The following is a 22,067-nucleotide window of genomic DNA, read 5'->3' as shown; positions in this document are numbered from 1 at the left end:
GTATGCGACCGACGCACCCGAATGCTCACGTCCCGGTCGAGACGCGGCGGCCCGCGGAGCGGCCCCCGCGAGGTGGTATCAGTGGCTGACGGCGACGCCGTCGACGTCTGGTGTAACCCCACGACGCCGACGTGGATGGAGCAGTTCCGCCGCTCGGCGTTCCAGGAGACGGCCGACGTCATCAACGAGCCCGACCTGTTCGACCGCGTCGAATGCCCGCTCGACGAGCTCGTCGACCGGATGGACCGGGCCGGCGTCGGGACGGCGCTGGTCCCGTCGCTGAAGTTCGGCGACCGCGACCACGCGAGCACACCGGTCGACATCTCCGTCGAGACGGTCCGGGAGGCCTGCGAGACGTACCCCGGACGGTTCGAGGGCGTGTTCGGCATCGACCCGACCACCGGGATGGAGGGGGTGCGGGCGCTCGAACGGGCCGTCGTCGAGGACGGGTTCGTCGGCGCGATGGTCGTCCCCTACGGGTTCGGACTCCCGCCGAACCACCGCCGCTACTACCCGTTCTACGCGAAATGCGCGGAACTGGACGTCCCGGTGTCGATCCAGATCGGCCACACCGCGGTGAAGATGTCCAACGACTACGGCCACCCCGAGCACATCGAGGACGTCTGTCTGGAGTTCCCGGACCTCGACGTCATCGCGCTCAACATCGGCTGGCCGTGGACCCGGGAGGTCATCGCGCAGGTGTGGACCTACCCCAACCTGTATCTGGCGACGACGGGGCACGCGCCCCAGTACTGGGAGGACGAACTCGTGAACTTCGTCCGGAACCGCGGTCGCGACAAGGTGCTGTGGGGGACCAACTACCCGTTCATCCGCTTCGACACGTCACTGGACCAGCTGGAGGACCTGAACCTCATGGACGACGTCGGGCGGAAACTCCTCTCGCAGAACGCGAAGGCAGTCTACGGGCTGTAACACCCCCGTCAAGTTCTGTCGCCGGTACTCACCCGATGCAGCAGAAACATTACGAACGAAAAGGGAAGATACGGTTCGGGGTGCGTTCGGTAATACGGAACGGCGTCACTCGTAGGTCAGCTTCAGTTCGACCTCGTTGGTCGCGCCGCGGATCAGGTCCGGGAGCGTCTCGCGGAGCCGCGCCCCGTCGATGCGGTTCGAGGGGCCGATGACCGTTATCGCCCCCTTCACGTCGCCCTCGAAGACGACCGGCGATGCGACCGACGAGACGCCGGGGACGGTCTCGTCCTGCTCGGTGGCGATGCCCGTCTCGCGGACCGTCTCCAGTTGCTCGGACAGCGCCTCGCGGTCCGTGACTGTGTGTTCCGTCCGGGCCGGCAGGCCGTGCTCGTCGAGTATCTCGTCGACGCGTTCGTCGGGGAGATGTGCGAGGATGGCTTTCCCCGCCGCGAGGTGGTGGAGCCCCGACCGGCGGCCGATTCGGGCGTGAGTCTGGACCGCCCGCTCGCCCATCGCCCGGTAGAGGAACACCGCGTGCCCGTGTTCCTCGACGACGAACCACACCGCCTCGTCGACGTCGGCCGCGAGTTGGGTGATCACCGGCTCGACCACGCCCTCCATGCCGGCGCGGTCCCGGATGTAGACGCCGTGGTCGAGAAACCGGAGACTCAGCCGGTAGGTGTCGCCCTCCTTCACGACGTACTCCTTGCGTTCGAGCGTCGCGAGGTGGTCGTACACCGTGCTCTTGGCCATCCCTATTTCGCGTGCTAGCTCCGTGACGCCCGCACCGTCCCGCCGCTGTAACTCCTGGATGATGGTGAACAGCGTATCGGCGGTTTTCACCGTGCGGGTCGGCTTCATGCGTTGGGAAAGGCGACAACCCTACTAAAGCGTTTTGCGAGCGCCGTCGGGCCACCAGCGCCGCCCCGCGACCCGTCCTGCCAGGGTCGAGAAATCCGGGCCGCTGACGTCCGAACCGGGCGGTTCCCGATTCGGTATGCGGGAACGTCCGCCACGAACGATGATAACAGACACCACGGCCGAGAAACACCCGATTCTCCGTGACAGCGGCCCGTTATCAGGTATTATCGGCAGTGTTTGCCGCGACGTTCGTGTCAGTAGGCCATCTTGTGCGGTTTGGTATTACCGAACACGGTCTGCCGGCCGCATATCGACGTTCGTCCAGTTCCATCGGGAACCGTGACGGCGGATACGGGAGCCGCCACCACCCCCATAACAAGATTACTTTTGTTATTTCTTCGGCGGGGTCGCGGCGAGGGGAACGCGACCACTACGTCGACACCACTCGGACTTCTGCCACGCCACCTCCGGAGATGCACCGCGGCGGCCGCCTCACTCCGACCGGCTTGCAATCGTTGAGTTCTCGGCCGGAGCCAGCGCCGTCGACGGGAGCGGTCTGTGAGGAATATCCGGGTTCACATACCGTTTCTATCACGTATCGTTCGGTGGGCGTGGCTACGGTACCGGAGCGTTCCAGTCGAGGGGAGAACTCCGGATAGCAATATCTATCTTGCTGGCTCACGAAGCGGGGGTATGGGCGATTCGACATCGTCGACGACGGGGTCCGCCGGGCGGCGCACGAAGGTCGGGCGGCTCATCGATGAGTACGACCTCGTCGGCGTGGGCGGGGAGATGGAACAGCGTTGGACGGCGGAGGGCGACGAGCGGTCGAGCCTGCGTGACCTCGCGGACTACTTCAACCGTCGGCTACTGGAGTCGGCGATGGACGAGGCGGGGCTCCAGCCGCTCGCAGGGGAGGTGGAGAACGTCTACCGGTTGCTCGACGGCGAGGACGTCAGCGAGGCGGACCGGACGCGAGCGACGCGACGCCTCGAACGCGAAGGGGTCGACATCGAGCAACTCCGCGGCGAGTTCGTCACCTACCAGGCGGTCCGCACGTATCTGAAGGACCACCGCGGCGCGGAGTACGAGCAGGCCGACCGCGACCGGACCGAAGCGGAGACCGAGAACCTCCAGCGCATCAAGGGCCGGGCGACGACGGTCACGGAGAGCAAACTCGAGCAGTTGCGGACCGCCGACGAGATAACTCTCGGCGAGTTCCGCACGTTCGTCGACATCAACGTGCTCTGTGAGGAGTGCGACGCCCAGTACGGCGTCGAGGAACTCCTCCAGCGGGGGGGCTGTGACTGTCCGGACGACTGACGGTTGAGACGCTGTACCGTCCGTTACACTTCAAAAAGATTTATACAAAATACACACGAGTGAATCAGTATGGAACTCCAGCAGACGGGACTGCCAGACGGAACGGCACACATACGGAACATCGGCGGTATCCGGGACGCCGAGGTGACGTTCTCGCCCGGCGTGACCATCCTCGTCGGGCGGAACGCGACGAACCGGACGTCGTTCCTGCAGGCGGTCATGGCGGCGCTCGGTAGCGACAACGTCGCCATCAAGGGCGACGCCGACGAGGCCGAGGTGGAACTGGAACTCGGCGACGAGACGTACACCCGCCGGCTCCGGCGCCAGGGGGCCGGCCTCGTCACTGACGGCGAGCCGTACCTCGAAGACGCGACGCTTGCGGACCTGTTCGCCTTCCTCCTCGAATCGAACGAGGCGCGCCGTGCGGTGACCACCAGCGACGACCTGCGGGAACTCATCATGCGGCCGGTCGACACCGAGGACATCCAGCGCGAAATCGACCGCCTCGTCGACCGCCGGCAGTCCCTGCAGGCAGACCTCGAGGAGATCGACGACCTGAAGGGCGACCTCCCGGACCTGGAGGCGAAACGGAACCGGCTGGAGGAGCAGATAGACGAGAAGAAGGCGGAACTGGAGGCCAAGGAAGCCGAACTGGAGGAGGCCGACGCCGACGTCGAGGAGAGCCGCGAGGAGAAGTCGGAACTGGAGGAGAAACTGGAGGAACTGCGCTCGAAGCGGTCACAGCTCGACGACGTCCGGTACGACCTCGAGACGGAACGCGAGAGCCTCGACGCGCTCGAAACCGAGCGGCGTGAACTCGAGGACGACCACGACGAGCTACCCGAGGCGCCCGCCGGCGAGATACAGGAACTCGACGACGAAATCCGTCGGCTCCGCCAGCAGAAACAACAGCTCGAGACCGAGGTGAACGACCTCCAGAGCGTCATCAGCTTCAACGAGGAGATGCTCGAGGAGGGCGGCTCGAGCGCCTTCGCGGAGCTGACCGACTCCAGCGACGACAACGTCACCGACCAGCTGGTCGACGACGAGGTGTCCTGCTGGACCTGCGGCAGCAGCGTCGACCGCGACCAGATAGAGGCGACCGTCGACCGGCTCCGCGACCTCAGTCGCTCGACGGTCAGCGACGTGAACGAGCTCGAAGACGAGATCGAGGAGTTGCGCTCCGAGAAACGCGAGTACGAGCAGGCCCAGCGCGAGCGCGACCGCATCGAGCGCCGCCGGAGCGAACTCGACGAGGAGATCGAGGCGACCGAGGACCGCATCGAGTCCCTCCAGGAGCGGCGCGACGAACTCACCGAGGAGGTCGAAGACGTCGAGGCCGAGGTCGAGGAACTGGAGGACGAGGACCACAGCGCCGTCCTCGACCTCCACAAGGAGGCGAACCAGCTGGAGTACGAACTCGGCAAGCTCGAGACCGACCTCGAGCGGGTCGACGACGAGATCGGCGACATCGAGGACCGCATCGACGAGGAGGACGACGTCGAGAAGCGGCTCGACGACGTCAACGCGCAGGTCGAGGAGCTACGGACGAAGATCGAACGCATCGAGCAGGGCGCCGTCGACCAGTTCAACGAGCACATGGACACCGTGCTCGACCGGCTGGGCTACGCGAACCTCGACCGCATCTGGCTCGAACGCGTCGAGCGGGAGGTCCGCGAGGGGCGCCGGAAGGTGACCAAGAGCACCTTCGAACTCCACGTCGTCCGCACCGCCGAGTCGGGCGCCGCCTACGAGGACACCGTCGACCACCTCTCGGAGAGCGAACGCGAGGTGACCGGCCTCGTGTTCGCGCTGGCGGGCTATCTCGCCCACGAACTGTACGAGGAGTTCCCGTTCATGCTACTCGACTCCCTGGAGGCTATCGACTCCGAGCGCATCGCCGCGCTCGTCGATTACCTGACCGACTACACCGGCTACCTGTTCGTCGCACTCCTCCCCGAGGACGCCGCCGCGCTTCCCGACGAACACGAGCGCGTGACCGAAATCTAACGGTCAGGCGGTGTCTCTCGACGGCTCTATCACCCACCGGGAGCCACCGGCAAGTTGCGGGAGAGGTCGATAGAATTAATTGTATCCCATCATAAGGTCAGAGATACGATAAGACGGAGTCACATCAATCTCCGGGACGGACCAAATGTGGCTATTTCTTCGATAAAGCACGCAAATACGCCAAAATTGAGCGACGAGAGATATCCGTTCGCTCTGATAGCTCTGGATATTTCAGAATAACTCCTCACAAACAGAGAAGCACACATATATTCGAACTATCTTCGATATTATACAATTACACACCCAATACCAACCTACTGTACTAATTCTATCAAAATATTCGAGTAGACATACTAATGCTGTGGACCCCTCGCCTCGAATAGGACTTACAATTAATTCTGTTCGTTTTCGAGGTCACACACGCGACCCGGAGCCGGGACGAAGGCCGTCCGATGATGTTCGGGGTCACGACCGAGTCGGTTCCGGCCCGAACCTCGAGCATGTCCGACACTCGAACGCCGTTCCAGGGCATCGACCGCTTCCGTGCCGGCGTCGTCGCGCTGGCAGTCGGCATCGCGTGCATCCTCTCGCTGGCACGGATTACCCGCGACGTGGGCGGCCTCGAAGCGGCCGTCGCGTTCGTCGGCGTGGCACTGCTGGCGTCGGGGACCGTCGCCGTGGGGTCGTCCGCGGGGACCGGGGTGTGACCCGACCCCACCTCAAACGGTTTCCACGAGGCCCGCGATGGGTGTGACATGGAGAGCGTGAATCCGGCGACGGGCGAGCGCGTCGACAGCTACGAGACGGCCGACGACGGCGACGTCGAGGCCGCGCTCGAACGGGCCGACGAGACGTTCGAGGAGTGGCGCGACACCTCGTTCCAGCACCGGCGGGAACTGCTTGTCGACGCCGCCGACGTCCTGCGCGACCGGGTCGACGAGTACGGCGAGTTGATGACCCGAGAGATGGGCAAGCCCATCGAGCAGGCCCGCGCCGAAGTCGAGAAATGCGCGTGGGTCTGCGAGTACTACGCCGAGACGGCCGAGGCGCACCTCCAGGACGAGCAGGTGCGCGGCGACGAGTCCGCGAAGACGTACGTCTCGTACGAACCGCTCGGTCCCGTCCTCGCGGTCATGCCGTGGAACTTCCCGTTCTGGCAGGTGTTCCGGTTCGCGGCGCCGAATCTCGCGGCGGGCAACGTCGGCCTGCTGAAACACGCCTCGAACGTCCCCGGCTGTGCGGAGGCCATCGAGGCGGTGTTTCGCGACGCCGGCGTCCCCGAGGGCGCGTTCCAGTCGCTGTTGATAGGGTCCGACCGCGTCGAGGACGTCATCGAAGACGACCGCGTTCGGGCGGTGACGCTCACCGGGAGCGAGCCCGCGGGCCGTGCGGTCGCGGAGACCGCCGGCCGCGAACTGAAGAAGACGGTGCTGGAACTCGGCGGGTCGGACCCGTTCGTCGTCCTCGACGACGCGCCCGTCGAGGAGACGCTGGAGAAGGCCGTCTACGCCCGCACCCAGAACAACGGCGAGTCCTGCATCGCGGCCAAGCGGTTCATCGTCCACGAGGACGTCTACGAGGCGTTCGTCGGCGGCCTCGTCGAGAAACTCGACGCGCTGACGGTCGGTGACCCACTCGACGAGGACACCGACATCGGCCCGATGGCGCGTCCGGATTTGGTCGACCAGTTGCACGATCAGGTCCAGCGGAGCGTCGACGCCGGCGCGGAGGTGGCGCTGGGTGGCGAACCCCTCGACCGCGAGGGCGCGTTCTACCCGCCGACGGTGCTGACGGACGTGCCCCGCGACGCCGCCGCGGCCTGCGAGGAGACGTTCGGCCCCGCCGCCGCCGTGTTCGCCGTGAGCGACGAGCAGGAGGCGCTGGAACTCGCCAACGACGTCGACTACGGGCTCGGTGCGACCGTCTGGACCGCCGACCCCGAGCGCGGCGAGCGGTTCGCCCGCGAGTTCGAGGCCGGCTGTTGTTTCGTCAACGAGTACGTGAAGTCGGACCCGCGGCTCCCGTTCGGCGGCGTGAAGGACTCCGGCTACGGCCGGGAACTCTCGGCGCAGGGCATCCGGGAGTTCGTCAACCGCAAGACCGTCTGGGTCGACCACGGGCTGACCGATGAGTGAGACGGGCGCGGAGCTACTGGTCGACTGTCTGGAAGCGGAGGGCGTCGAGTACGTGTTCGGCCTGCCGGGCGAGGAGTTGGCGGAGCTGATGGTCGCGCTCGAGGACTCCTCCGTCGCGTTCGTCCCCGTCCGCCACGAGCAGGGCGCGGCGTTCATGGCCGACGTGTGGGGCCGGCTCACCGGCGAGGCCGGCGTCTGTCTGTCGACGCTCGGGCCGGGCGCGACGAACCTGCTGACGGGCGTGGCGGACGCTCACCTCGACAAGTCGCCGCTGGTCGCCATCACCGGCCAGGGCGCCCGCGAGCGGCTCCACCAGGAGAGCCACCAGCGGCTCGACGTGGTCGACATGTACCGGGCCATCGTCGAGTGGAACACCCAGCTCGACGACACGGCCATCATCGCCGAGTCCGTCCGCAAGGCGTTCAAGCTCGCCGAGTGGGAGAAGCCGGGTGCGACCCACCTCGAACTGCCCGAGGACGTGGCCGCCGAATCGGTCGCGGGGGAGCCGCTTCCCACCCGCCAGCCGGTCGCCCGCGCGGAGCCGAACGAGGGGGCCATCGACCGCGCGGTCGAGCATCTGGCGGCGGCCGACCAGCCGCTCGTGCTGGCGGGCAACGGTGCCGTCCGTGCCGACGCTTCCGAGCGGCTCCAGGCGTTCGTCGAGGCGACGGGCGTCCCCGTCGTCTCCACGTACATGGCGAAGGGCGCCGTCCCCGACTCCGACCCCCACTCGCTGATGACGCTCGACTCCGGCCCCGACGGGCAGGCGGGCGGCGCCGTCGCGGCCGCCGACTGCGTGCTCGCGGTCGGCTACGACATCGCGGAGCACGACCCCGAGGGGTGGAACCCCGACGGGCAGAAGACGGTCCTGCATCTCGACCACGAGCCAGCGGAGGTGTACGAACACTACAATCCGGAGGTGGAACTCGTCGCGGACGTGGCCGCCGGCCTCCGCCGGCTCACCGACGCCGTCGACGTCTCGTGGGACACGTGGTGCCGGGACGCCCACGACGCGGTGGTGGCGGCCGCGACCGAACGGCCCGACCCCGAGGAGCCGTTCTCGGTGCGGGGTACCCTCCCGCTCCTGCGCGACGCGATGGCCGACGACGACGTGCTCGTCTCGGACGTGGGGAGCCACAAGATGGCCATCGCCAAACACTACCCCGCCTACGAGCCGAACACCTGCATCGTCTCGAACGGGCTGGCGAGCATGGGCATCGGCGTCCCCGGCGGCGTCGCCGCGGACCTCGCGGTCGACGGGAACGTCGTGGTAGCGACGGGCGACGGCGGCTTCCTGATGAACGCCGCCGAGTTGAACACCGCCGACCGCCTGGACGCCTCCTTTACCGTACTGCTGTTCAACGACGACGAGTACGGCCTCATCACCGAGGAGTTCGAGCGGGAGGTCGGCGAATCGCCCGGCACGCGGCTGACGAACCCCGAGTTCGTGACGTTCGCCGAGAGCTTCGGCATCGAGGCCCGCCGCCCGGAGACGTGGGACGATCTCGACGCGACGCTGGAGGCGGCCGTCGACAGCGAGGAGTTGACGCTCGTCGAGGTGCCGCTCCCGTAGCGGGGCACGGGGCACAAGCTATTGGGCGCTCCTCGGAGTACCGTCGGCCATGCCCACGACGGACCCGCCGCCCGACGACGACCCCGGCGACCTGCCGCTCGTCACGGAGTCGGCCCGCGTCGTCGACGTGTCGCCGCTGGACCACAACCGGACCGACGAGGTGGCGCGCCGCGCCGCCGACCTGCTCGTCGAGCGCGACCGCCCGGACCTCCTCGACCGCGACGGCGACGGCCCCCCGGACGTCGACTGGGACGGCGTGGCTGACCTGCTGGACGACGACGAGGGCGCCGAGCAGTTGCGCCACCTCCGCGAACGCCACGAGCGACCGTACCCGTCGCTTCTGTCGGTCAGCGTCGACGTCGACGACGCGGTCGAGTTCCTGCCGGGCCAGTTCTTCGCGCTCCGGTTCGACGACACGCCGCGGGCGTACTCGGCGGCGAACTCCCCCGCGGACGGCGGCATCGAGTTCTGCATCCGCCGAGTGCCGGACGGCCGACTCACCGCCGACCTGTTCGAGCACGTCGAGGTCGGCGACGAGGTGACCGTCCGGGGGCCCAACGGCGAGTTCGTCGCCCGCGACCCCTCCGACAGGGACGCGGCACTGCTGGCGACGGGCACCGGCGTCGCCCCGCTCCGGAGCATCATCCGCTACGTGTTCCAGGAGGGCGAGGACAGCTTCGAGGGGGAACAGCGCGACATCTGGCTGTTCCTCGGCTGTTCGTGGGCCGACGACCTGGCGTACCACGACGAGTTCCGGAAACTCGCCGACGACCACGACAACTTCCACTTCGTGCCGACGCTCACCCGGGAGTCGTACCTCACCGACTGGGACGGCGAGACCGACTACGTCCAGCAGGCGTTCGTGAAGTATCTCGCGGACGACGCCGACGCGGACCTCTCGGAGGAACTGGCACCGTACCGCGAGGAGTCGCCGAACACGGACATCGAGGCGCGCATCGACCCCGAGAGCCTCGACGTGTACGCCTGCGGCGTCTCGGCGATGGTCGAGCAGTTGGTCGACGCGGTGACCGACGTCGGCGTGCCCGACGAGTTCGTGAGCGCCGAAGGGTACGGGTAGCGTGCTACGAGCGGCGACCACAGGGAGCCGCGAGTAGCACGGAACGGCGAGCGAGCGCGGCCGAGCCGTCGGTGGAGGCTTAACCCTCCACGTATCCCCGGCAGTAGCCCGATACGTCGGTGCGGACACCACACAGTATGGAGCGACGGACGTTTCTCCGGACCACGGGGCTCGCGCTCTCGGGAGCGGCCGCGACCGGGACGGCCGCGGGCGACGGGGAGACGAACCCGACGCCGGTCGACGGGAGCGAACCGTACCAGCCGAAGATACGGACACTGCGGGCGCCGCTCGCGGGCGTCCCGGCCATCGAGGAGGCCGGCGACGCGCTCCGCGTCGAGTTGGACGCGGAGGCGGGCGTCGACCCGGCGACGGTCACCGCTCGCCTCGTCCCGAGTTTCGGCGCGGTGACGACCCCGACTGAACTCGACCGCGAGACCGCGACCGAGGGCGCGACCAGCGAGGTCTGGAACGCCACGGAGGGCGAGGCGGACGCCGTCACCGCCGTCGAGTTCCGGATACCCGGCCTGCGCCCCCACGAGGGATTCACGCCGGGGCTGTACGACCTCGAAGTGTCGTGGGACGGGGGAGGCGACCGCCAGCCACGCGCCGTCAGCGTCCGCGAGCGGATACCCGACGAGCCGGAGGTCGCGGTCGTCGCGGACCCGCAACTGGGGGACCCGCGGGCGGGCCGGAGCGGCTTCCAGGAGGCACAGCGCGAGCAGTCGCCGGAGCCGTTCGTCACCCGGACGAGTCGGATGGCGGGCACGCCGACCGAGCGGTGGGGCGCGACCCGGCGGGCCATCGCGGAGGTGAACGCCCTCGACCCGGACCTCGTCCTGGTGGCGGGCGATTTGACGCTCGGGCAGGACGCCCCCGGGAAGTACTACCTGGAGTACGAGGACGCCTGGAGCATCCTGAACGAACTGCGGGTGCCCTCGTTTTGCACGCTCGGCAACCACGACGGCATCGTCCAGGGCGGCGTCGACGGGAAACGACTGTACAGGGAGACGTTCGGCCCGCCCTCCTACAGCGTGGACGTGGGCGACCTGCATCTCGTGGTCGCGGACACGTTCGACTGGACGTATCTCGACCGCCTCGGCGGGTCGGCGGCCGTCTCGACGTACGGCGGGCAGGTGCGCGACGCGCAACTGGAGTGGCTCCGCCGTGACCTCGCTGCCTACCGCGAGCGCAACCCCGACGGCACCGTCCTCGCGATGGGGCATCACAACCCCTCGTGGATACCCGACCCGGAGAACCGGGTCCGCGAGGAGACGGACGGCCGGCCCGTCCTCGAACAGGTGGGCCGCGGCAGTCGCTACGCCGAGAGCGGCCAGCTGTGGACCGGCGAGAACCAGTTCGCGCTCCGCGAGACGCTCGACGCGTTCGACGTGGCGGCGTACGTCTGCGGCCACAGCCACCGGGACCGGCTGGCCCGCACCGTCGGCGACGGCGTCGCGGACGTAATCGAGACGCCCGGTCCCCGCTCGGGTGGAGACCGCTACAACCGGGTGCGCTACGAGCGGACCGGCCCCTCGGAGTCGGACCCGGACGGCGAGTACAGCGAGTACGACTGGACCGTCGAGGACGCCCCCGCCGAGGCGGCGCTGTCGACGCTGTCGGACACCGGGGCGGGCACGCTGTACGTCAACTGCACGACCACACAGTCCTCAACCGGCCAGTACTGGGGGTTCCGGCCGTTGACGGTCGACACCGAAAGCGAGGGTATCGACCCGACCGACTTCGGCTACCCGTGGACCGAGGCCGAACTCGACGAGCGGGCGGTGAGTCCGGGCGCGTGGAGCGCCGACCTCGCGGCGTCGGGGCTGTACTCGCACCCATCGTATCGGCTGGCGGTCCAACAGCGCGAGGTGGACGCCCGCGAGACGGTCGTCGAGGTGACCAACGACCTCGCGACGCCGGTGGCGGGCGCGACGCTGGTCACGCTCCCGAACTACCCCGGCGTGCGCGTCGAGAACGGCGAGGCCGTGTGGCGCCGCCGGGGCGACGGCCGACAGACCGTGAAGGTGGCGTTCGAGGCGGCCGCGGAGGCAACGACCAGAATCGTCGTCGAGGGGCGGCCCCGGCGCTAGGCGTCGGCGGCCTCGACGACCTCGTAGCCGATGTTCTGCTCGCGGAGGCGGTCGGTGTGGGCCGACAGCAGGTTCGTCGCCGCCAGCAGTAACACGTCGAGCCCCTTCGCGGCGGCCTCCTCGACGGCGGCGGGCGTGCCGAACCGGACGTCCGGGTCCAGACCGGCGGCGTCGGCCGCCGCGAGCGCCTCCGTCCCGGCGACGGCCAGCAGGTCGTGGTCGGCCGCGAGCGCCCGCACCCGGCCGGGGTCGACGACCGAACTGCCGCCCTCCTGTACGGGAGGAACCGAGACGACCGTCACCGTGCCGAGTTCGTAGTCGACGACGCCCTCGAAGTTCGCCACGCCGACGTCCCGGCCGGCGTCGGCGTCGGTGACCGCGACCGCGGTCGCGCTCCCGGTGTCGCCGGCCCGCGCCCGGAGGACGCCCTCACGCATCGTCAGCGACACCGTCTGGCCCTCCTCGATGTCCGTGGTGGCCAGCGCCGTCTCCACGTCCACCTGCCCGATGACGTCCTCCGAGACGTGTTCGACCACCTCCCGGAGGGTGTCGGTCCGGGAGATGAGCCAGTCGACGCCCTCCTTGGTCACCTCGTAGCGGCCGCGGCCGTGTTTCTCGACGTACCCTTCCGCGACCAGTTCCTGCAGGTAGTCACTGACCGCCTGGGCGGTGATGCCGATGGCGTCGGCTACCTCCTGCTGGCTCACCGCCGGCTGTCGCTCGGCGATTTCGACGAGTATCTGATAGCGGGTGGCGTCGCGCTTGCTCCGGAGCACGCCGAACGCGGCGGGCCCCTCGTCGGGGTCTGCCATCGCCGACGGTTCGGCGCCCGAGGTAAAGTAGTTTTGCACAATCCCGACGAGAGTTGCGGAAACGGCCGCTTCTCTAGGCAGAAGCACAACTCCAGTTGCGACACGACAGCGACATTTGAGCCGGACCACTACCAGAGTTGGACGCGGCGCGGATGGGCCGCCGCCCGAACGGGTCACCCCCACGCCGTCACCGACCGACTGCGGAGCCGGGCGGGTCGAGCCCCGGTGAGGGGTCCATGGTCCGACAAATATCTTGTCCCGGTTCCAGCGTGGGCTGGAACCGACGAGGGGGAGTTTTGTCGGGGAGTGCAACCCGGAACCGCCGATGTCAGAGGACCACTCACAGAACAACGTCGTGGTGACCCGGCGGCGGGCACTGGTCGCGCTTGGGACCATCGGCGTCGGGAGCGCCGCGGCAGGGGCGGGCACGTTCGCGGCGTTCAGCGACACCGAGACCACGTCGACCGGAGATTTCAGCGCGGGAGAGCTCAACCTGAAACTCGGACAGGACGACTCGCTGAGCTTCAGCGCCACCGACATCGTTCCGGGCGACAGCGGGAGCTCCTTCGCCGACGTCAACAACACGGGCGGCGTCAACGGAACGCTGACGGTGTCGGTCACCGGCGTCTCGGGAACCGACAACACGGGCTCCGAGTTCGAGACGGTCGACGACGGTAGCGAACTGCCGGACAACCTGGAGTTGAAGATGTGGCTCGACAGCCCCAGTAGCACCGACGGGACGTTCGACTCCGCGAGCGACTACGGACTCCGGTCGGACGGCACCGTCGCCCACCAAAACAACACGAACAGCTCGGTCAGCTTCGCGACCGCCAGGAGCTACGACGGCGTCTCGTGGTCGCCAAGCGTGGACCTCGTCAACAACGAGTACAAGTTCTACGTCAGCTACCAGCTCCCGAGCGGCACGGGGAACAAAGCACAGGGCGACACCGCCACCGTCGACTACAAGTTCGAACTGAAATCGTAACGGGCGCGTGAGCCAGCCGTCACGGTTCCACGGGATGTCCATATGAGACCGGCCGGAGCAGAGCTCTCCCGCCGCGAACTGCTCGCGGGCGTCGCCGGCGTGGCCGGCGCGAGCGGCATCGCCGGCGCCGGCACCACGGCGGCGTTCACCGACACCGCGACCACCGACGGCTCGTTCGAGGCGGGGACGTGGATAGAGAAGGTCGCGTTCGGCGACGGGAAACTCGCGGTCGCACGCGACGAGGCGGGGACCGAGACGTTCGGCGTCTCGGGGGCGACCGTCGCCGGCCCCCCCACCGACGCGTTCGCCGGCGAGTCGGAGATCCCGTACACCACCGGCGGCGGCGAGCTCGGCCTCGTCGACGACGCGGGCACCCGCCGGACCCTGAACACCGGCGCCACGACACCCCGCTCGTCGAAGTCCATCGTCGCAACCGGACGCTGGGACGGGAGCCCGCAGTCCGTCTTCTACACCGACCCGCCGGCCATCTACCGGGTCGCGCCGGGCGAATCGTCACCGACGCAGGTGGCCAGCCTCGGCAACGGCGCGAAGGCGGTGCTGGGCGTCGTCGACATCGACTCCGACGGCACCGACGAACTCGTCTACGTCGACGGCTCGGCGGTCGCCCGCTACCTCAAGCCTGCGAGGAACACCGAACACAAGATAGGCGGCTTCGGGGCGAACAACCAGTACGGCGTCGGCGCGCCGATACGGATACCGGCCGGGCCGCGGGTCCCCCACATCGGGGGGAGCGGACAGGTCGCCGTCTTCGAACCGGACGGGACGCGGGTGTCGTTGACCCCCGGGTCGACCGCCAAGAAGACGTCGGTGGCCGGCCGCGACGTCGACGGCGACGGCTCGCTCGAAATCGTGTTCGTCGACCCGAACGGCTACTTGGAGTACATCGAGAAACTCGACGGGAAGAGCACGCCCAAGCGCATCGAAGACAGCGCCGAGAACCCAATCTCGGTGAGCGAACCCGCCGTGGGGGTCCACTGATGGACGCCGACCGAGCCGGGAGTGCCGGCCGGCATCTGCTCGCCGTGGCGATGCTGGCGGTGCTTGCGGTCGTCGCCGTGGTCGCCGTCCCGTCGGTCGTCGGCGCGGAGGCGAGCTACGTCGTCCTCTCGGACAGCATGGAGCCGGCGTTCTCGTCCGGCGACGTGGTCGTCGTGCGCTCCGTCGCGCCCGGTGACGTCTCGCCCGGCGACGTCATCACCTACCGGTCGCCGGCGGCCGACGGGTCGGACGTGCGGCGGGTCTCCCACCGAGTCGTCGCCGTCGAACGGGTCGACGGCGAGGTCGTCTACCGGACGAAGGGCGACGCCAACGAGGCGCCCGACGACTACGTGGTCGAGGAGTCGGCGCTCGTCGGCCGCGTCTGGGTCGTCCTCCCGCACGTCGGCCACGCGGTGCGGTTCGCGGGGTCGACGGTCGGCATCCTGACGCTGGTCGTACTTCCCGGTGTGGCGCTGGTGGCGACCGAGATATGGTCGCTGTACCGGGAGCTGACGGAGGGGGACGCGGCGTGAGACACGGCGGGCGCGGAGGGAGCCGCTGATGGCCCGACGGCGCCGACGGCTACTTCTCGCGGTGCTCGTGTTCGGGCTTTGTCTCGGGACGGTCGCGTCGCTGGAGCGGGCCGGCGACGACTCCGCGCTCGTTCCGGGCGACCCCCCGTCGGTTGACGTGCCGGCGCCGACGGCGACCGGACCGACGGCCGCGACGCCGACGCCGGGGGCCGGGACGCCGGCGACTGCGACCCCCGGAGCGCCGGCCGACACTCCGGCGACCACGCCGTCCCCCGACGCCCGACGCCTCGACCCGACGCTGTCGGTGTCGGTGCCGGAGACGCTCACCGTCCGCTCGGCGACCGGCGAGGTCGGGGCTCTTCGCGGGGAGTTCGGCGGCCGCCTCTCGTGGCACGGCTCCGCCGACAGCGCCGTCGTCGTCGTCCGGACGTGGGTGCCGGGCGACGGCTGGAGTCGGGTCGTCACGGCGACGACGACCCGCGGGACACCGGTCGACCTCGGGGCGGTCGTCGACCGGTCGCTGACGTACGCGACGGCGAACCGGACCGGCGGCGTCGACGCCCACGGCGACGGGACGACCGCCCGGCACCGGCTGGCGGTGGCGGTCACGGCCGTGCTGTTCGACGAGGGGGTCGAGCGGGCGCGCCGCACCCGGACGCGCAACGTCACCGTCGCGGTCCACGACGAACCATCCCCGCCGTCCGGGGGCGTCGACGTGGGGGTCCGGCTCGGTGGGTCGGCCACCCCGACGGACGACGGGAGCGGCACGACGGTCCGGCGGTCCCACGTGAAGCCCGGCTCGGCGTTCACCAGTTCGGTTCGGGTCACGAACACCGGCTCCGAGACGGGGAGTGTCGGCGTCGCCGCGAGCTACCGGTCGCTGGAGAACGGCATCGCCAACGAGGCGGAGGCCGCCGTCGACGACTCGGGCGGCGACCCCGGCGTCGGCAACGGCGAGCTACACGGCGAACTGGAGCTCCGCATCGCAGTCGTGACGGCGGACGGCGACCACCGCTACGTGTTCGGAACCCGGTCGGCGTTCCGCGAACTCGAGGACCTCACGGACGGGAGCGTGCCGCTCACGACGCTCGCCCCCGGGGAGACCGTCTCGCTCCGCATCGAGTACCGGGTCGACCCCGACGCCGGCAACGAAATCCAGACCGACCAGCTGACGGTCGACCTCGCGTTCGGCATCCGGGAGTGACGCAGTGGGGCTACGACGGTCCCTCGGCCGGCGGGTGCCGCTCGGTGTAGGTGGTGTCGGGTGTGGCGACGCGTATCTCCTCGTTCCACAGCGACACCTCGAGCGCGTCGACGCGACAGGCGTAGATGCTGTGGTGGTGGCCGTCCGGGTCGATGCGCGTCTCCTCGTCGAGCAAGTCGTACTCCGTCAGCACCTCGACCCGACGGTAGATGCCGGAGAGACAGCCGTCACACCGGTCGGCCAGTTCCCGGGCCGACCGCGGCGACGCCCTGGTCGACGCGAGTATCTGCCGGGCGGTCTCGTCAGCGAGGACGTCGAACGGGTCGTCGGGCGTCCACTCGTGGTTCACGGTCGCCCACCCCGACCGACGCGACCCGACGCGGTGGCGGCACAATCCAGTTCGGTTCCGTCTCGACACAGTCCCCCGTTCATACGACTACTGTCCGGCATTCGAGCCAAGGGCGTTGTTGCTACATACGGAAAGGTCGGCGCTCACCGGCTGTGCATACGTTCACCGGGGCATGTTCCCCGCCGCCGCCAGCCCCATCACATCGTCTCGAACAGCTCGACGAGGAGCCGCCGAAGCGCCTCGCGCAGGTGGCGGCTGGCGGTCGGCCGCGAGACGCCGAGCATCTCGGCGAGCTCCTCGGCCGAGCTGTCGCGGGGCCACTCGAAGTAGCCGGCGTGGTGGGCCGTCTGGAGCGCCGCCCACTGCCGGTCGGTGAGCGCGGTCTCCAGGTCCTCGCGGAACCCCACGTCGGGTCTGGCGTCCCGGTCGCGGCGTTGCTTGGCGAGCAGTTCGGCACCGGGGTACTCGGCGTCGAGCAACTCCGTGAGTTCCCCCCCGGCGTCTCCGGCAGGCACCTCGAGCGTGAGCCGCGTCGCGTCGCCGTCGACCGCCATCGACCGCGGGACGACGTTGTGGTCGACGAGCGTGGTGAGCGAGGCGCTGTCGTTGACCGTACACTCGTAGAGGTAGGCGCCGTCGCGTTCGGTCACCAGCCGTACGTCGTCGACGGAACGCGCCCGGTCCTCGAGCTGACGGACCCGCTCGGGCGGGGCGCCGATGGTCGCGTACATCTCGAACGAGCCCGCCCCCGCGGGCACGAGCCGCTCGAGTTCGAACCGGCAGTCGTCGGGCTCGAACTCGCGGACGAACGCGACCTGCTCGCTGGGTATCCGCAGTTCGACCTCGGCGACCCGGCGCCCGACCAGCGCCCGCTTCCGCTCGGCGCTGTGGATGCCGTGACCGACCAGCCGGGCGATGCGTTCGAGCGCCGCACGGGTCGTCTCCGTGACGGTGCCCGACTCCGAGACGTACAGCGACAACACGCCGTGGAGTTCGCCGTCGTACGCCAGCGCGAGGCTGACGGCCGACTGGACGCCCCGCCGGAGCGCCTCCTGTTGCCACGGGTGTTCGGGCGCGTCCTCCCGGATGTCGGGTTCGAACTGGTGGTCGCCGGTCGCCGCCGCCCGGAGCGTCGGCTCCCCGCCGGCCCACTCGCCGTCCGGCACCACCTCGTCGTAGTAGCCGTCGGGCGCGCCCGCGGTGTAGACGTGGTCGAGCGCCCCCGTGGTGGCGTCGATGGCGCCGATCCACGCGAACGCGACGCCGTCGGTGGCGGCCACCTCCTCGCAGACGCCCCGGCGCATCTCGGCCGGCGTCGACCCCTCGACCAGCACCGCAGTCAGGCGTTCGAACAGTTCGGTGAGGCGTTCGAGGCGAGCGAGCCGTTCGTCGCGGCGCCGGAGTTCGGCCGTGCGCTGTTCCAGTCGGTCCTCGTACGCGTGGCGGGTGAGCGCGGCCTCTGTCACGCCGGCAACCGCACGCAGGGCGTGCATCTCGGCGCCGGCGACGTCCCACGGCGGCGGGGCCGCCGCCACCAGCACGCCCTGACTGCTGAGCGGGAGCGCGACCCCCTGGAGCGGCGTCCCGTCCTCGGGCGGGGAGGGGACGGCCCGCTCGAACGGCACCACAGCCCGTTCGGTGAACGCCTCCCAGAGCGCGTCGTCGAGCGCGCCGTCGAGCGCGCCGTCGAGCGCGCCGGGGTCGAACGACGCCAGCGAGCAGGAGTCGGCGACGAGTTCGAGTCTCGCGTCGGTCTCGTCGTACGTCCAGACGGCGGCGACGTGGGCGTCGAACGCCGTGGTGACGGTGTCGGTGGCGCTCTGGAGCGTCTCGGCCGGGCCGGCGTCGTTCAGTCGCCGTATCGCCCGGTCGAGCGTCCGGAGGTGGTCGCGGTGCTCGACCGCCGCACGCTCGGCGTCGCGGTGGGCCGACACCATCCCCAGCTTCCGGTCGAGCGACGACTCGTGGCCGCCGGTCGACGGGCGATAGAAGGGGTTGCGCGCTGGCTCGGGCCCGTCGAGGACGCCGGTGTGTGCAGACAGCGTCTCCGAGAGGAACTCCGCCGGGAACGCCGACCGGTCGTAGATGCAGACGCCGTCGATCGGGCGCTCCTCGACGAGGTCGTTCACCGCCCGCTCGTAGGCCGCCCACGCGTCGAAATCGATGTCGTGGTCGCGGAGCCACGACTGCTCGCCGACGAAGCTGAGCCCGTCGTAGCCGTCGGCCAGCGCCTCCTCGACGGCGCGCTCGATACTCGCCATCGTCCGGTCGGTGTCGAACGTCCCGCCGTCGAGATACATCTCCGCCGGTGGGCGGAGCGAGAGGCGTCCGTCGGCACGCTCGGCGTCGACGTCGACGCCCGCCTCCGCCAGCGCCTCGAGGACCGACGCCCGCGTCTCCTCGTCGCCGACGAAGACGCATTTCCAGTTCGCGGCCAGCCCCTCCTGGACGAACGAAACCACGGAGTCGAGAAGCTCCGCGTGCGACTCGTAGATGAGCGTCGAGTGGTCGTGCGACGCGTGGTGGCTGGCCATGGGCGTTCGGTGACCACGGTCGACGCGGTGAACGGGCACCTCGGCAGTTCCCCCCGTCGGTTCCGTCGTCTCGGGGAAGACACGTCGCGGTGAAAAGCGTACTCCTTTATCAAGTCGAAGCGGACGATGAATGTATTCTCGGAACCGCACCGGGCGGAGCGGGCGCTCGGCCGGGCGGCTCCGGAGCCGCGTTCAGAGCAGGCGGAGCGGCGCGCTGACGGTCCGGGCGGCGACGGCGAGCGAGCGGCCGACCGTCGAGGCCAGCGTCCGCGAGGACCGCTCGGCGAACGCGGGCCGCCGTTCGATGACGGCACCACAGACCGGGCAGACGAACTCGGCGGCGCCGTGCCGTCGGCTGACCGTCCAGTCGCCGTCGACGCCGCTCCGGTGCCCACAGTCCGGACAGAACAGCACGGCCTTGGAGGGGCGGGATGACCGAGCCATGCCACGTCGTAGGGGCCGCCGACGGATAATCTTTCGGGGACAGAAACCATCTGTAACCATCGAATGGTATTGAAATCCATCCTCTGGAAGCCCTTCCGGGCCGCTCGAACCCACAGAGGGGCACGCGGCGGGCCGGTGTGTCCCCTGATGTAACCGAATCCAGTTTCCATCCCTAGACAACATCTAACAGAGTTTGGGCCGTAGTAAATGTTGCACGTAACTATGACAGATCTAGGCGGGTTCCACGACCACGTCGGGAGGGTCGACCTCTCTTCGGGCGAGGTACAGTACGAGAGCGTCGACGACGAGGACGCGAAGAAGTACATCGGCGCACGCGGGCTCGGCGTGAAGTACGTGTTCGACCAGGGGCCGGACGTGGACCCGATGGGGCCGGAGAACCTGCTCGCGTTCATGAACGGCCCGCTGACGGGGACGCAGGTGACGATGTCCGGCCGCATCGCCATCTGCACGAAGTCGCCGCTGACGGGCACCGTCACCGACAGCCACCACGGCGGCTGGTCGGGCGCGCGGCTGAAATGGGCCGGCTTCGACGGCCTGCTGTTCGAGGGGAAGGCCGACGACCCCGTCTACGCCGTCGTCGAGGACGGCGAGGTGGAGCTGCGCGACGCCTCCCACCTGTGGGGCCAGGGCGTCCACCAGACGATGGACGACATCGAGGAGGAACTCGACGGCGCGTACGGGAAGAACCTCTCGACGATGGCCATCGGCGAGGCCGGCGAGAACGGCGTCAAGTACGCCTGCATCGTCAACGAGGACGACCGCGCGTCGGGCCGTGGCGGCACCGGCTGTGTGATGGGTTCGAAGAACCTCAAGGCGGTCGTCGTGAAGTCGACGACGAAGATGCAGAAGCCCGCCGACCCCGAGACGTTCCAGAAGGGCCACAAGCAGGCGATGGAGGTCATCCAGGAGTCGGAGGTGACCGCGCCCAACGAGGGCGGCCTCTCGCTGTACGGGACGAACGTCCTGATGAACGCCACCGAGGAGATGTCGGGTCTGCCGGCGCGCAACGCGAAGTTCACTTCGACGAAGGACGCCCGCGACGGCGGCTACGGCGACGACGAGTACGACTCCGAGAAGGTGTCCGGCGAGAACGTCCGCGAGAACATCCTCGTCGACGAGCCGACCTGTCACTCCTGTCCGGTCGCCTGCAAGAAGGAGGTCGAGGTCGACGTGATGCACAAGGGCGAGGAGCTGAACGTCCGCACCGAGTCCTACGAGTACGAGTCGGCGTGGGCGCTGGGACCGAACTCGGGCCACACCGACCGCGACGAGATCGCGGTGATGATCCAGCGGTGTAACGACCACGGCATCGACACCATCGACGGCGGCAACATCCTCGCGATGGCGATGGAGATGACCGAGGAGGGGAAACTCGACGGCCTCGGCGAGGGCATCGACTGGGGCGACTCCGAGGAGATGATAGAGATGCTGACGAAGATAGCCAACCGCGAGGGCGAGTTGGCCACCCAGCTCGGCGAGGGGCCCGACCACATGGCCGAGGAGTTCGACGCCCACGACAACTCGCTGGCCGTCAAGGGCCAGTCGATGGCCGCCTACGACCCCCGCTGTATGAAGGGGATGGCCATCGCATACGCCACCTCGAACCGCGGTGCGTGCCACCTGCGAGCCTACACCCCGGCCGCCGAAATCCTCGGCATCCCCGAGAAGGTCGACCCCTACGCCTGGGAGGGGAAGGGCGAACTCGCGGCGACGTTCCAGGACATGCACGCCATCTCCGACTCGTTCGACATCTGCAAGTTCAACGCCTTCGCCGAGGGCGTCGAGGAGTACGTCCTCCAGTACAACGGGATGACCGGCCTCGACGTCGGCGAGGAGGAACTGATGACCGCGGGCGAGCGCATCTGGAACCTCGAACGCTACTACAACAACCTCGCTGGCTTCGACGGAAGCGACGACAGCCTCCCGAGCCGGTTCGTCGAGGGCGACAACGCCATGCCCGGCCAGGGCGCCAGCGACGGTGAACTCGCGGAACTCGACCAGATGAAAGAGGAGTACTACGAGGTGCGCGGCTGGGTCGACGGCGTCGTCCCCGACGAGAAGCTCGACGACCTCGACATCGACGTCGGTCCGGGGACCGGCGTCTCCAGCGGCGATTCGGCGGCCCCCGCCGACGACTGACGACTCGGCGATACTCCCCCAGTCATTTCCGTTCGTGATGCGTG

The 22,067-nt window shown here is 69.0% G+C and carries 18 protein-coding genes; 13 read left to right on the top strand and 5 right to left on the bottom strand.

Annotated elements, in window-relative coordinates:
- Positions 1–81 precede the first annotated feature (81 nt).
- A complete protein-coding gene (locus tag NL112_RS07565; protein ID WP_255152042.1) occupies positions 82–933 on the top strand; it encodes an amidohydrolase family protein in 852 nt (283 codons plus the stop codon).
- A gap of 105 nt (positions 934–1,038) precedes the next feature.
- Here NL112_RS07565 and NL112_RS07560 read toward each other — a convergent pair whose 3' ends face one another.
- Positions 1,039–1,794, bottom strand: coding sequence for an IclR family transcriptional regulator (locus NL112_RS07560; protein ID WP_255152041.1), 756 nt, complete (start codon positions 1,792–1,794; stop codon positions 1,039–1,041).
- 693 nt (positions 1,795–2,487) lie between these two features.
- On the opposite strand from NL112_RS07560, the gene rdfA reads away from it, so the two are divergent.
- The 7 genes from rdfA to NL112_RS07525 all read left to right on the top strand — a co-directional run bounded on the left by rdfA (position 2,488) and on the right by NL112_RS07525 (position 12,003).
- A complete protein-coding gene (gene rdfA, locus NL112_RS07555) occupies positions 2,488–3,117 on the top strand; it encodes a rod-determining factor RdfA (protein ID WP_255152040.1) in 630 nt (209 codons plus the stop codon).
- A gap of 69 nt (positions 3,118–3,186) precedes the next feature.
- The gene (locus NL112_RS07550; protein WP_255152039.1) at positions 3,187–5,127 is read left to right on the top strand and encodes an archaea-specific SMC-related protein; all 1,941 of its coding nucleotides are present in this window, start codon (positions 3,187–3,189) and stop codon (positions 5,125–5,127) included.
- 500 nt (positions 5,128–5,627) lie between these two features.
- Positions 5,628–5,834 carry a hypothetical protein gene (locus NL112_RS07545; protein WP_255152038.1) on the top strand — a complete coding sequence of 69 codons (207 nt, stop codon included), beginning with the start codon at positions 5,628–5,630 and terminating at the stop codon, positions 5,832–5,834.
- A gap of 48 nt (positions 5,835–5,882) precedes the next feature.
- Positions 5,883–7,262 carry an NAD-dependent succinate-semialdehyde dehydrogenase gene (locus tag NL112_RS07540; protein ID WP_255152037.1) on the top strand — a complete coding sequence of 460 codons (1,380 nt, stop codon included), beginning with the start codon at positions 5,883–5,885 and terminating at the stop codon, positions 7,260–7,262.
- The gene (locus NL112_RS07535) at positions 7,255–8,835 is read left to right on the top strand and encodes an acetolactate synthase large subunit (protein ID WP_255152036.1); all 1,581 of its coding nucleotides are present in this window, start codon (positions 7,255–7,257) and stop codon (positions 8,833–8,835) included. The genes NL112_RS07540 and NL112_RS07535 overlap by 8 nt, the downstream gene beginning before the upstream one ends.
- A gap of 49 nt (positions 8,836–8,884) precedes the next feature.
- Positions 8,885–9,913, top strand: a complete 1,029-nt coding sequence (locus NL112_RS07530) for an FAD-binding oxidoreductase (RefSeq protein WP_255152035.1) — start codon at positions 8,885–8,887, stop codon at positions 9,911–9,913.
- 137 nt (positions 9,914–10,050) lie between these two features.
- Positions 10,051–12,003 (top strand): metallophosphoesterase family protein, encoded by a 1,953-nt coding sequence (locus NL112_RS07525; protein WP_255152034.1) that lies wholly within the window; start codon positions 10,051–10,053, stop codon positions 12,001–12,003.
- On the opposite strand, the gene NL112_RS07520 is transcribed toward NL112_RS07525, so the two are convergent.
- Positions 12,000–12,815 (bottom strand): DUF7839 domain-containing protein, encoded by an 816-nt coding sequence (locus NL112_RS07520; protein WP_255152033.1) that lies wholly within the window; start codon positions 12,813–12,815, stop codon positions 12,000–12,002. The genes NL112_RS07525 and NL112_RS07520 overlap by 4 nt on opposite strands.
- Before the next feature lie 325 nt (positions 12,816–13,140).
- Here NL112_RS07520 and NL112_RS07515 point away from each other — a divergent pair, with 325 nt between their 5' ends.
- The 4 genes from NL112_RS07515 to NL112_RS07500 are packed head-to-tail and all read left to right on the top strand — an operon-like array spanning position 13,141 to position 16,536.
- The gene (locus NL112_RS07515; RefSeq protein WP_255152032.1) at positions 13,141–13,800 is read left to right on the top strand and encodes a TasA family protein; all 660 of its coding nucleotides are present in this window, start codon (positions 13,141–13,143) and stop codon (positions 13,798–13,800) included.
- Between the two features lie 42 nt (positions 13,801–13,842).
- On the top strand, positions 13,843–14,799 hold the full coding sequence (locus tag NL112_RS07510) for a SipW-dependent-type signal peptide-containing protein (RefSeq protein ID WP_255152030.1): 957 nt from the start codon (positions 13,843–13,845) through the stop codon (positions 14,797–14,799).
- Positions 14,799–15,332, top strand: a complete 534-nt coding sequence (locus tag NL112_RS07505) for a signal peptidase I (RefSeq protein WP_255152029.1) — start codon at positions 14,799–14,801, stop codon at positions 15,330–15,332. The genes NL112_RS07510 and NL112_RS07505 overlap by 1 nt, the downstream gene beginning before the upstream one ends.
- A gap of 28 nt (positions 15,333–15,360) precedes the next feature.
- Positions 15,361–16,536, top strand: a complete 1,176-nt coding sequence (locus tag NL112_RS07500; protein ID WP_255152028.1) for a superantigen-like protein SSL4 — start codon at positions 15,361–15,363, stop codon at positions 16,534–16,536.
- Between the two features lie 10 nt (positions 16,537–16,546).
- On the opposite strand, the gene NL112_RS07495 is transcribed toward NL112_RS07500, so the two are convergent.
- The 3 genes from NL112_RS07495 to NL112_RS07485 all read right to left on the bottom strand — a co-directional run bounded on the left by NL112_RS07495 (position 16,547) and on the right by NL112_RS07485 (position 19,863).
- Positions 16,547–16,885, bottom strand: coding sequence for an ArsR/SmtB family transcription factor (locus NL112_RS07495; RefSeq protein ID WP_255152027.1), 339 nt, complete (start codon positions 16,883–16,885; stop codon positions 16,547–16,549).
- Positions 16,886–17,082: 197 nt separating this feature from the next.
- On the bottom strand, positions 17,083–19,419 hold the full coding sequence (locus tag NL112_RS07490; protein ID WP_255152026.1) for an MEDS domain-containing protein: 2,337 nt from the start codon (positions 19,417–19,419) through the stop codon (positions 17,083–17,085).
- A 192-nt stretch (positions 19,420–19,611) separates the two neighbouring features.
- Positions 19,612–19,863, bottom strand: coding sequence for a TFIIB-type zinc ribbon-containing protein (locus NL112_RS07485; RefSeq protein ID WP_255152025.1), 252 nt, complete (start codon positions 19,861–19,863; stop codon positions 19,612–19,614).
- A 222-nt stretch (positions 19,864–20,085) separates the two neighbouring features.
- Here NL112_RS07485 and NL112_RS07480 point away from each other — a divergent pair, with 222 nt between their 5' ends.
- Positions 20,086–22,023: an aldehyde ferredoxin oxidoreductase family protein gene (locus NL112_RS07480; protein ID WP_255152024.1), complete on the top strand. Its 1,938-nt coding sequence runs from the start codon at positions 20,086–20,088 to the stop codon at positions 22,021–22,023.
- Positions 22,024–22,067 lie beyond the last annotated feature (44 nt).

The sequence above is a fragment of the Halorarius halobius genome, assembly GCF_024298865.1.
Taxonomy (GTDB): domain Archaea; phylum Halobacteriota; class Halobacteria; order Halobacteriales; family Haloarculaceae; genus Halorarius; species Halorarius halobius.
This window is presented reverse-complemented; position numbering and strand designations above follow the sequence as displayed.

Excerpts from the sequence above, each read along its gene's own strand:
- NL112_RS07560 (WP_255152041.1), bottom strand. The coding sequence starts at position 1,794 with ATGAAGCCGACCCGCACGGTGAAAACCGCCGATACGCTGTTCACCATC.
- rdfA (WP_255152040.1), top strand. The coding sequence starts at position 2,488 with ATGGGCGATTCGACATCGTCGACGACGGGGTCCGCCGGGCGGCGCACG.
- NL112_RS07550 (WP_255152039.1), top strand. The coding sequence starts at position 3,187 with ATGGAACTCCAGCAGACGGGACTGCCAGACGGAACGGCACACATACGG.
- NL112_RS07545 (WP_255152038.1), top strand. The coding sequence starts at position 5,628 with ATGTCCGACACTCGAACGCCGTTCCAGGGCATCGACCGCTTCCGTGCC.
- NL112_RS07540 (WP_255152037.1), top strand. The coding sequence starts at position 5,883 with ATGGAGAGCGTGAATCCGGCGACGGGCGAGCGCGTCGACAGCTACGAG.
- NL112_RS07535 (WP_255152036.1), top strand. The coding sequence starts at position 7,255 with ATGAGTGAGACGGGCGCGGAGCTACTGGTCGACTGTCTGGAAGCGGAG.
- NL112_RS07530 (WP_255152035.1), top strand. The coding sequence starts at position 8,885 with ATGCCCACGACGGACCCGCCGCCCGACGACGACCCCGGCGACCTGCCG.
- NL112_RS07525 (WP_255152034.1), top strand. The coding sequence starts at position 10,051 with ATGGAGCGACGGACGTTTCTCCGGACCACGGGGCTCGCGCTCTCGGGA.
- NL112_RS07520 (WP_255152033.1), bottom strand. The coding sequence starts at position 12,815 with ATGGCAGACCCCGACGAGGGGCCCGCCGCGTTCGGCGTGCTCCGGAGC.
- NL112_RS07515 (WP_255152032.1), top strand. The coding sequence starts at position 13,141 with ATGTCAGAGGACCACTCACAGAACAACGTCGTGGTGACCCGGCGGCGG.
- NL112_RS07510 (WP_255152030.1), top strand. The coding sequence starts at position 13,843 with ATGAGACCGGCCGGAGCAGAGCTCTCCCGCCGCGAACTGCTCGCGGGC.
- NL112_RS07505 (WP_255152029.1), top strand. The coding sequence starts at position 14,799 with ATGGACGCCGACCGAGCCGGGAGTGCCGGCCGGCATCTGCTCGCCGTG.
- NL112_RS07500 (WP_255152028.1), top strand. The coding sequence starts at position 15,361 with ATGGCCCGACGGCGCCGACGGCTACTTCTCGCGGTGCTCGTGTTCGGG.
- NL112_RS07490 (WP_255152026.1), bottom strand. The coding sequence starts at position 19,419 with ATGGCCAGCCACCACGCGTCGCACGACCACTCGACGCTCATCTACGAG.
- NL112_RS07485 (WP_255152025.1), bottom strand. The coding sequence starts at position 19,863 with ATGGCTCGGTCATCCCGCCCCTCCAAGGCCGTGCTGTTCTGTCCGGAC.
- NL112_RS07480 (WP_255152024.1), top strand. The coding sequence starts at position 20,086 with ATGACAGATCTAGGCGGGTTCCACGACCACGTCGGGAGGGTCGACCTC.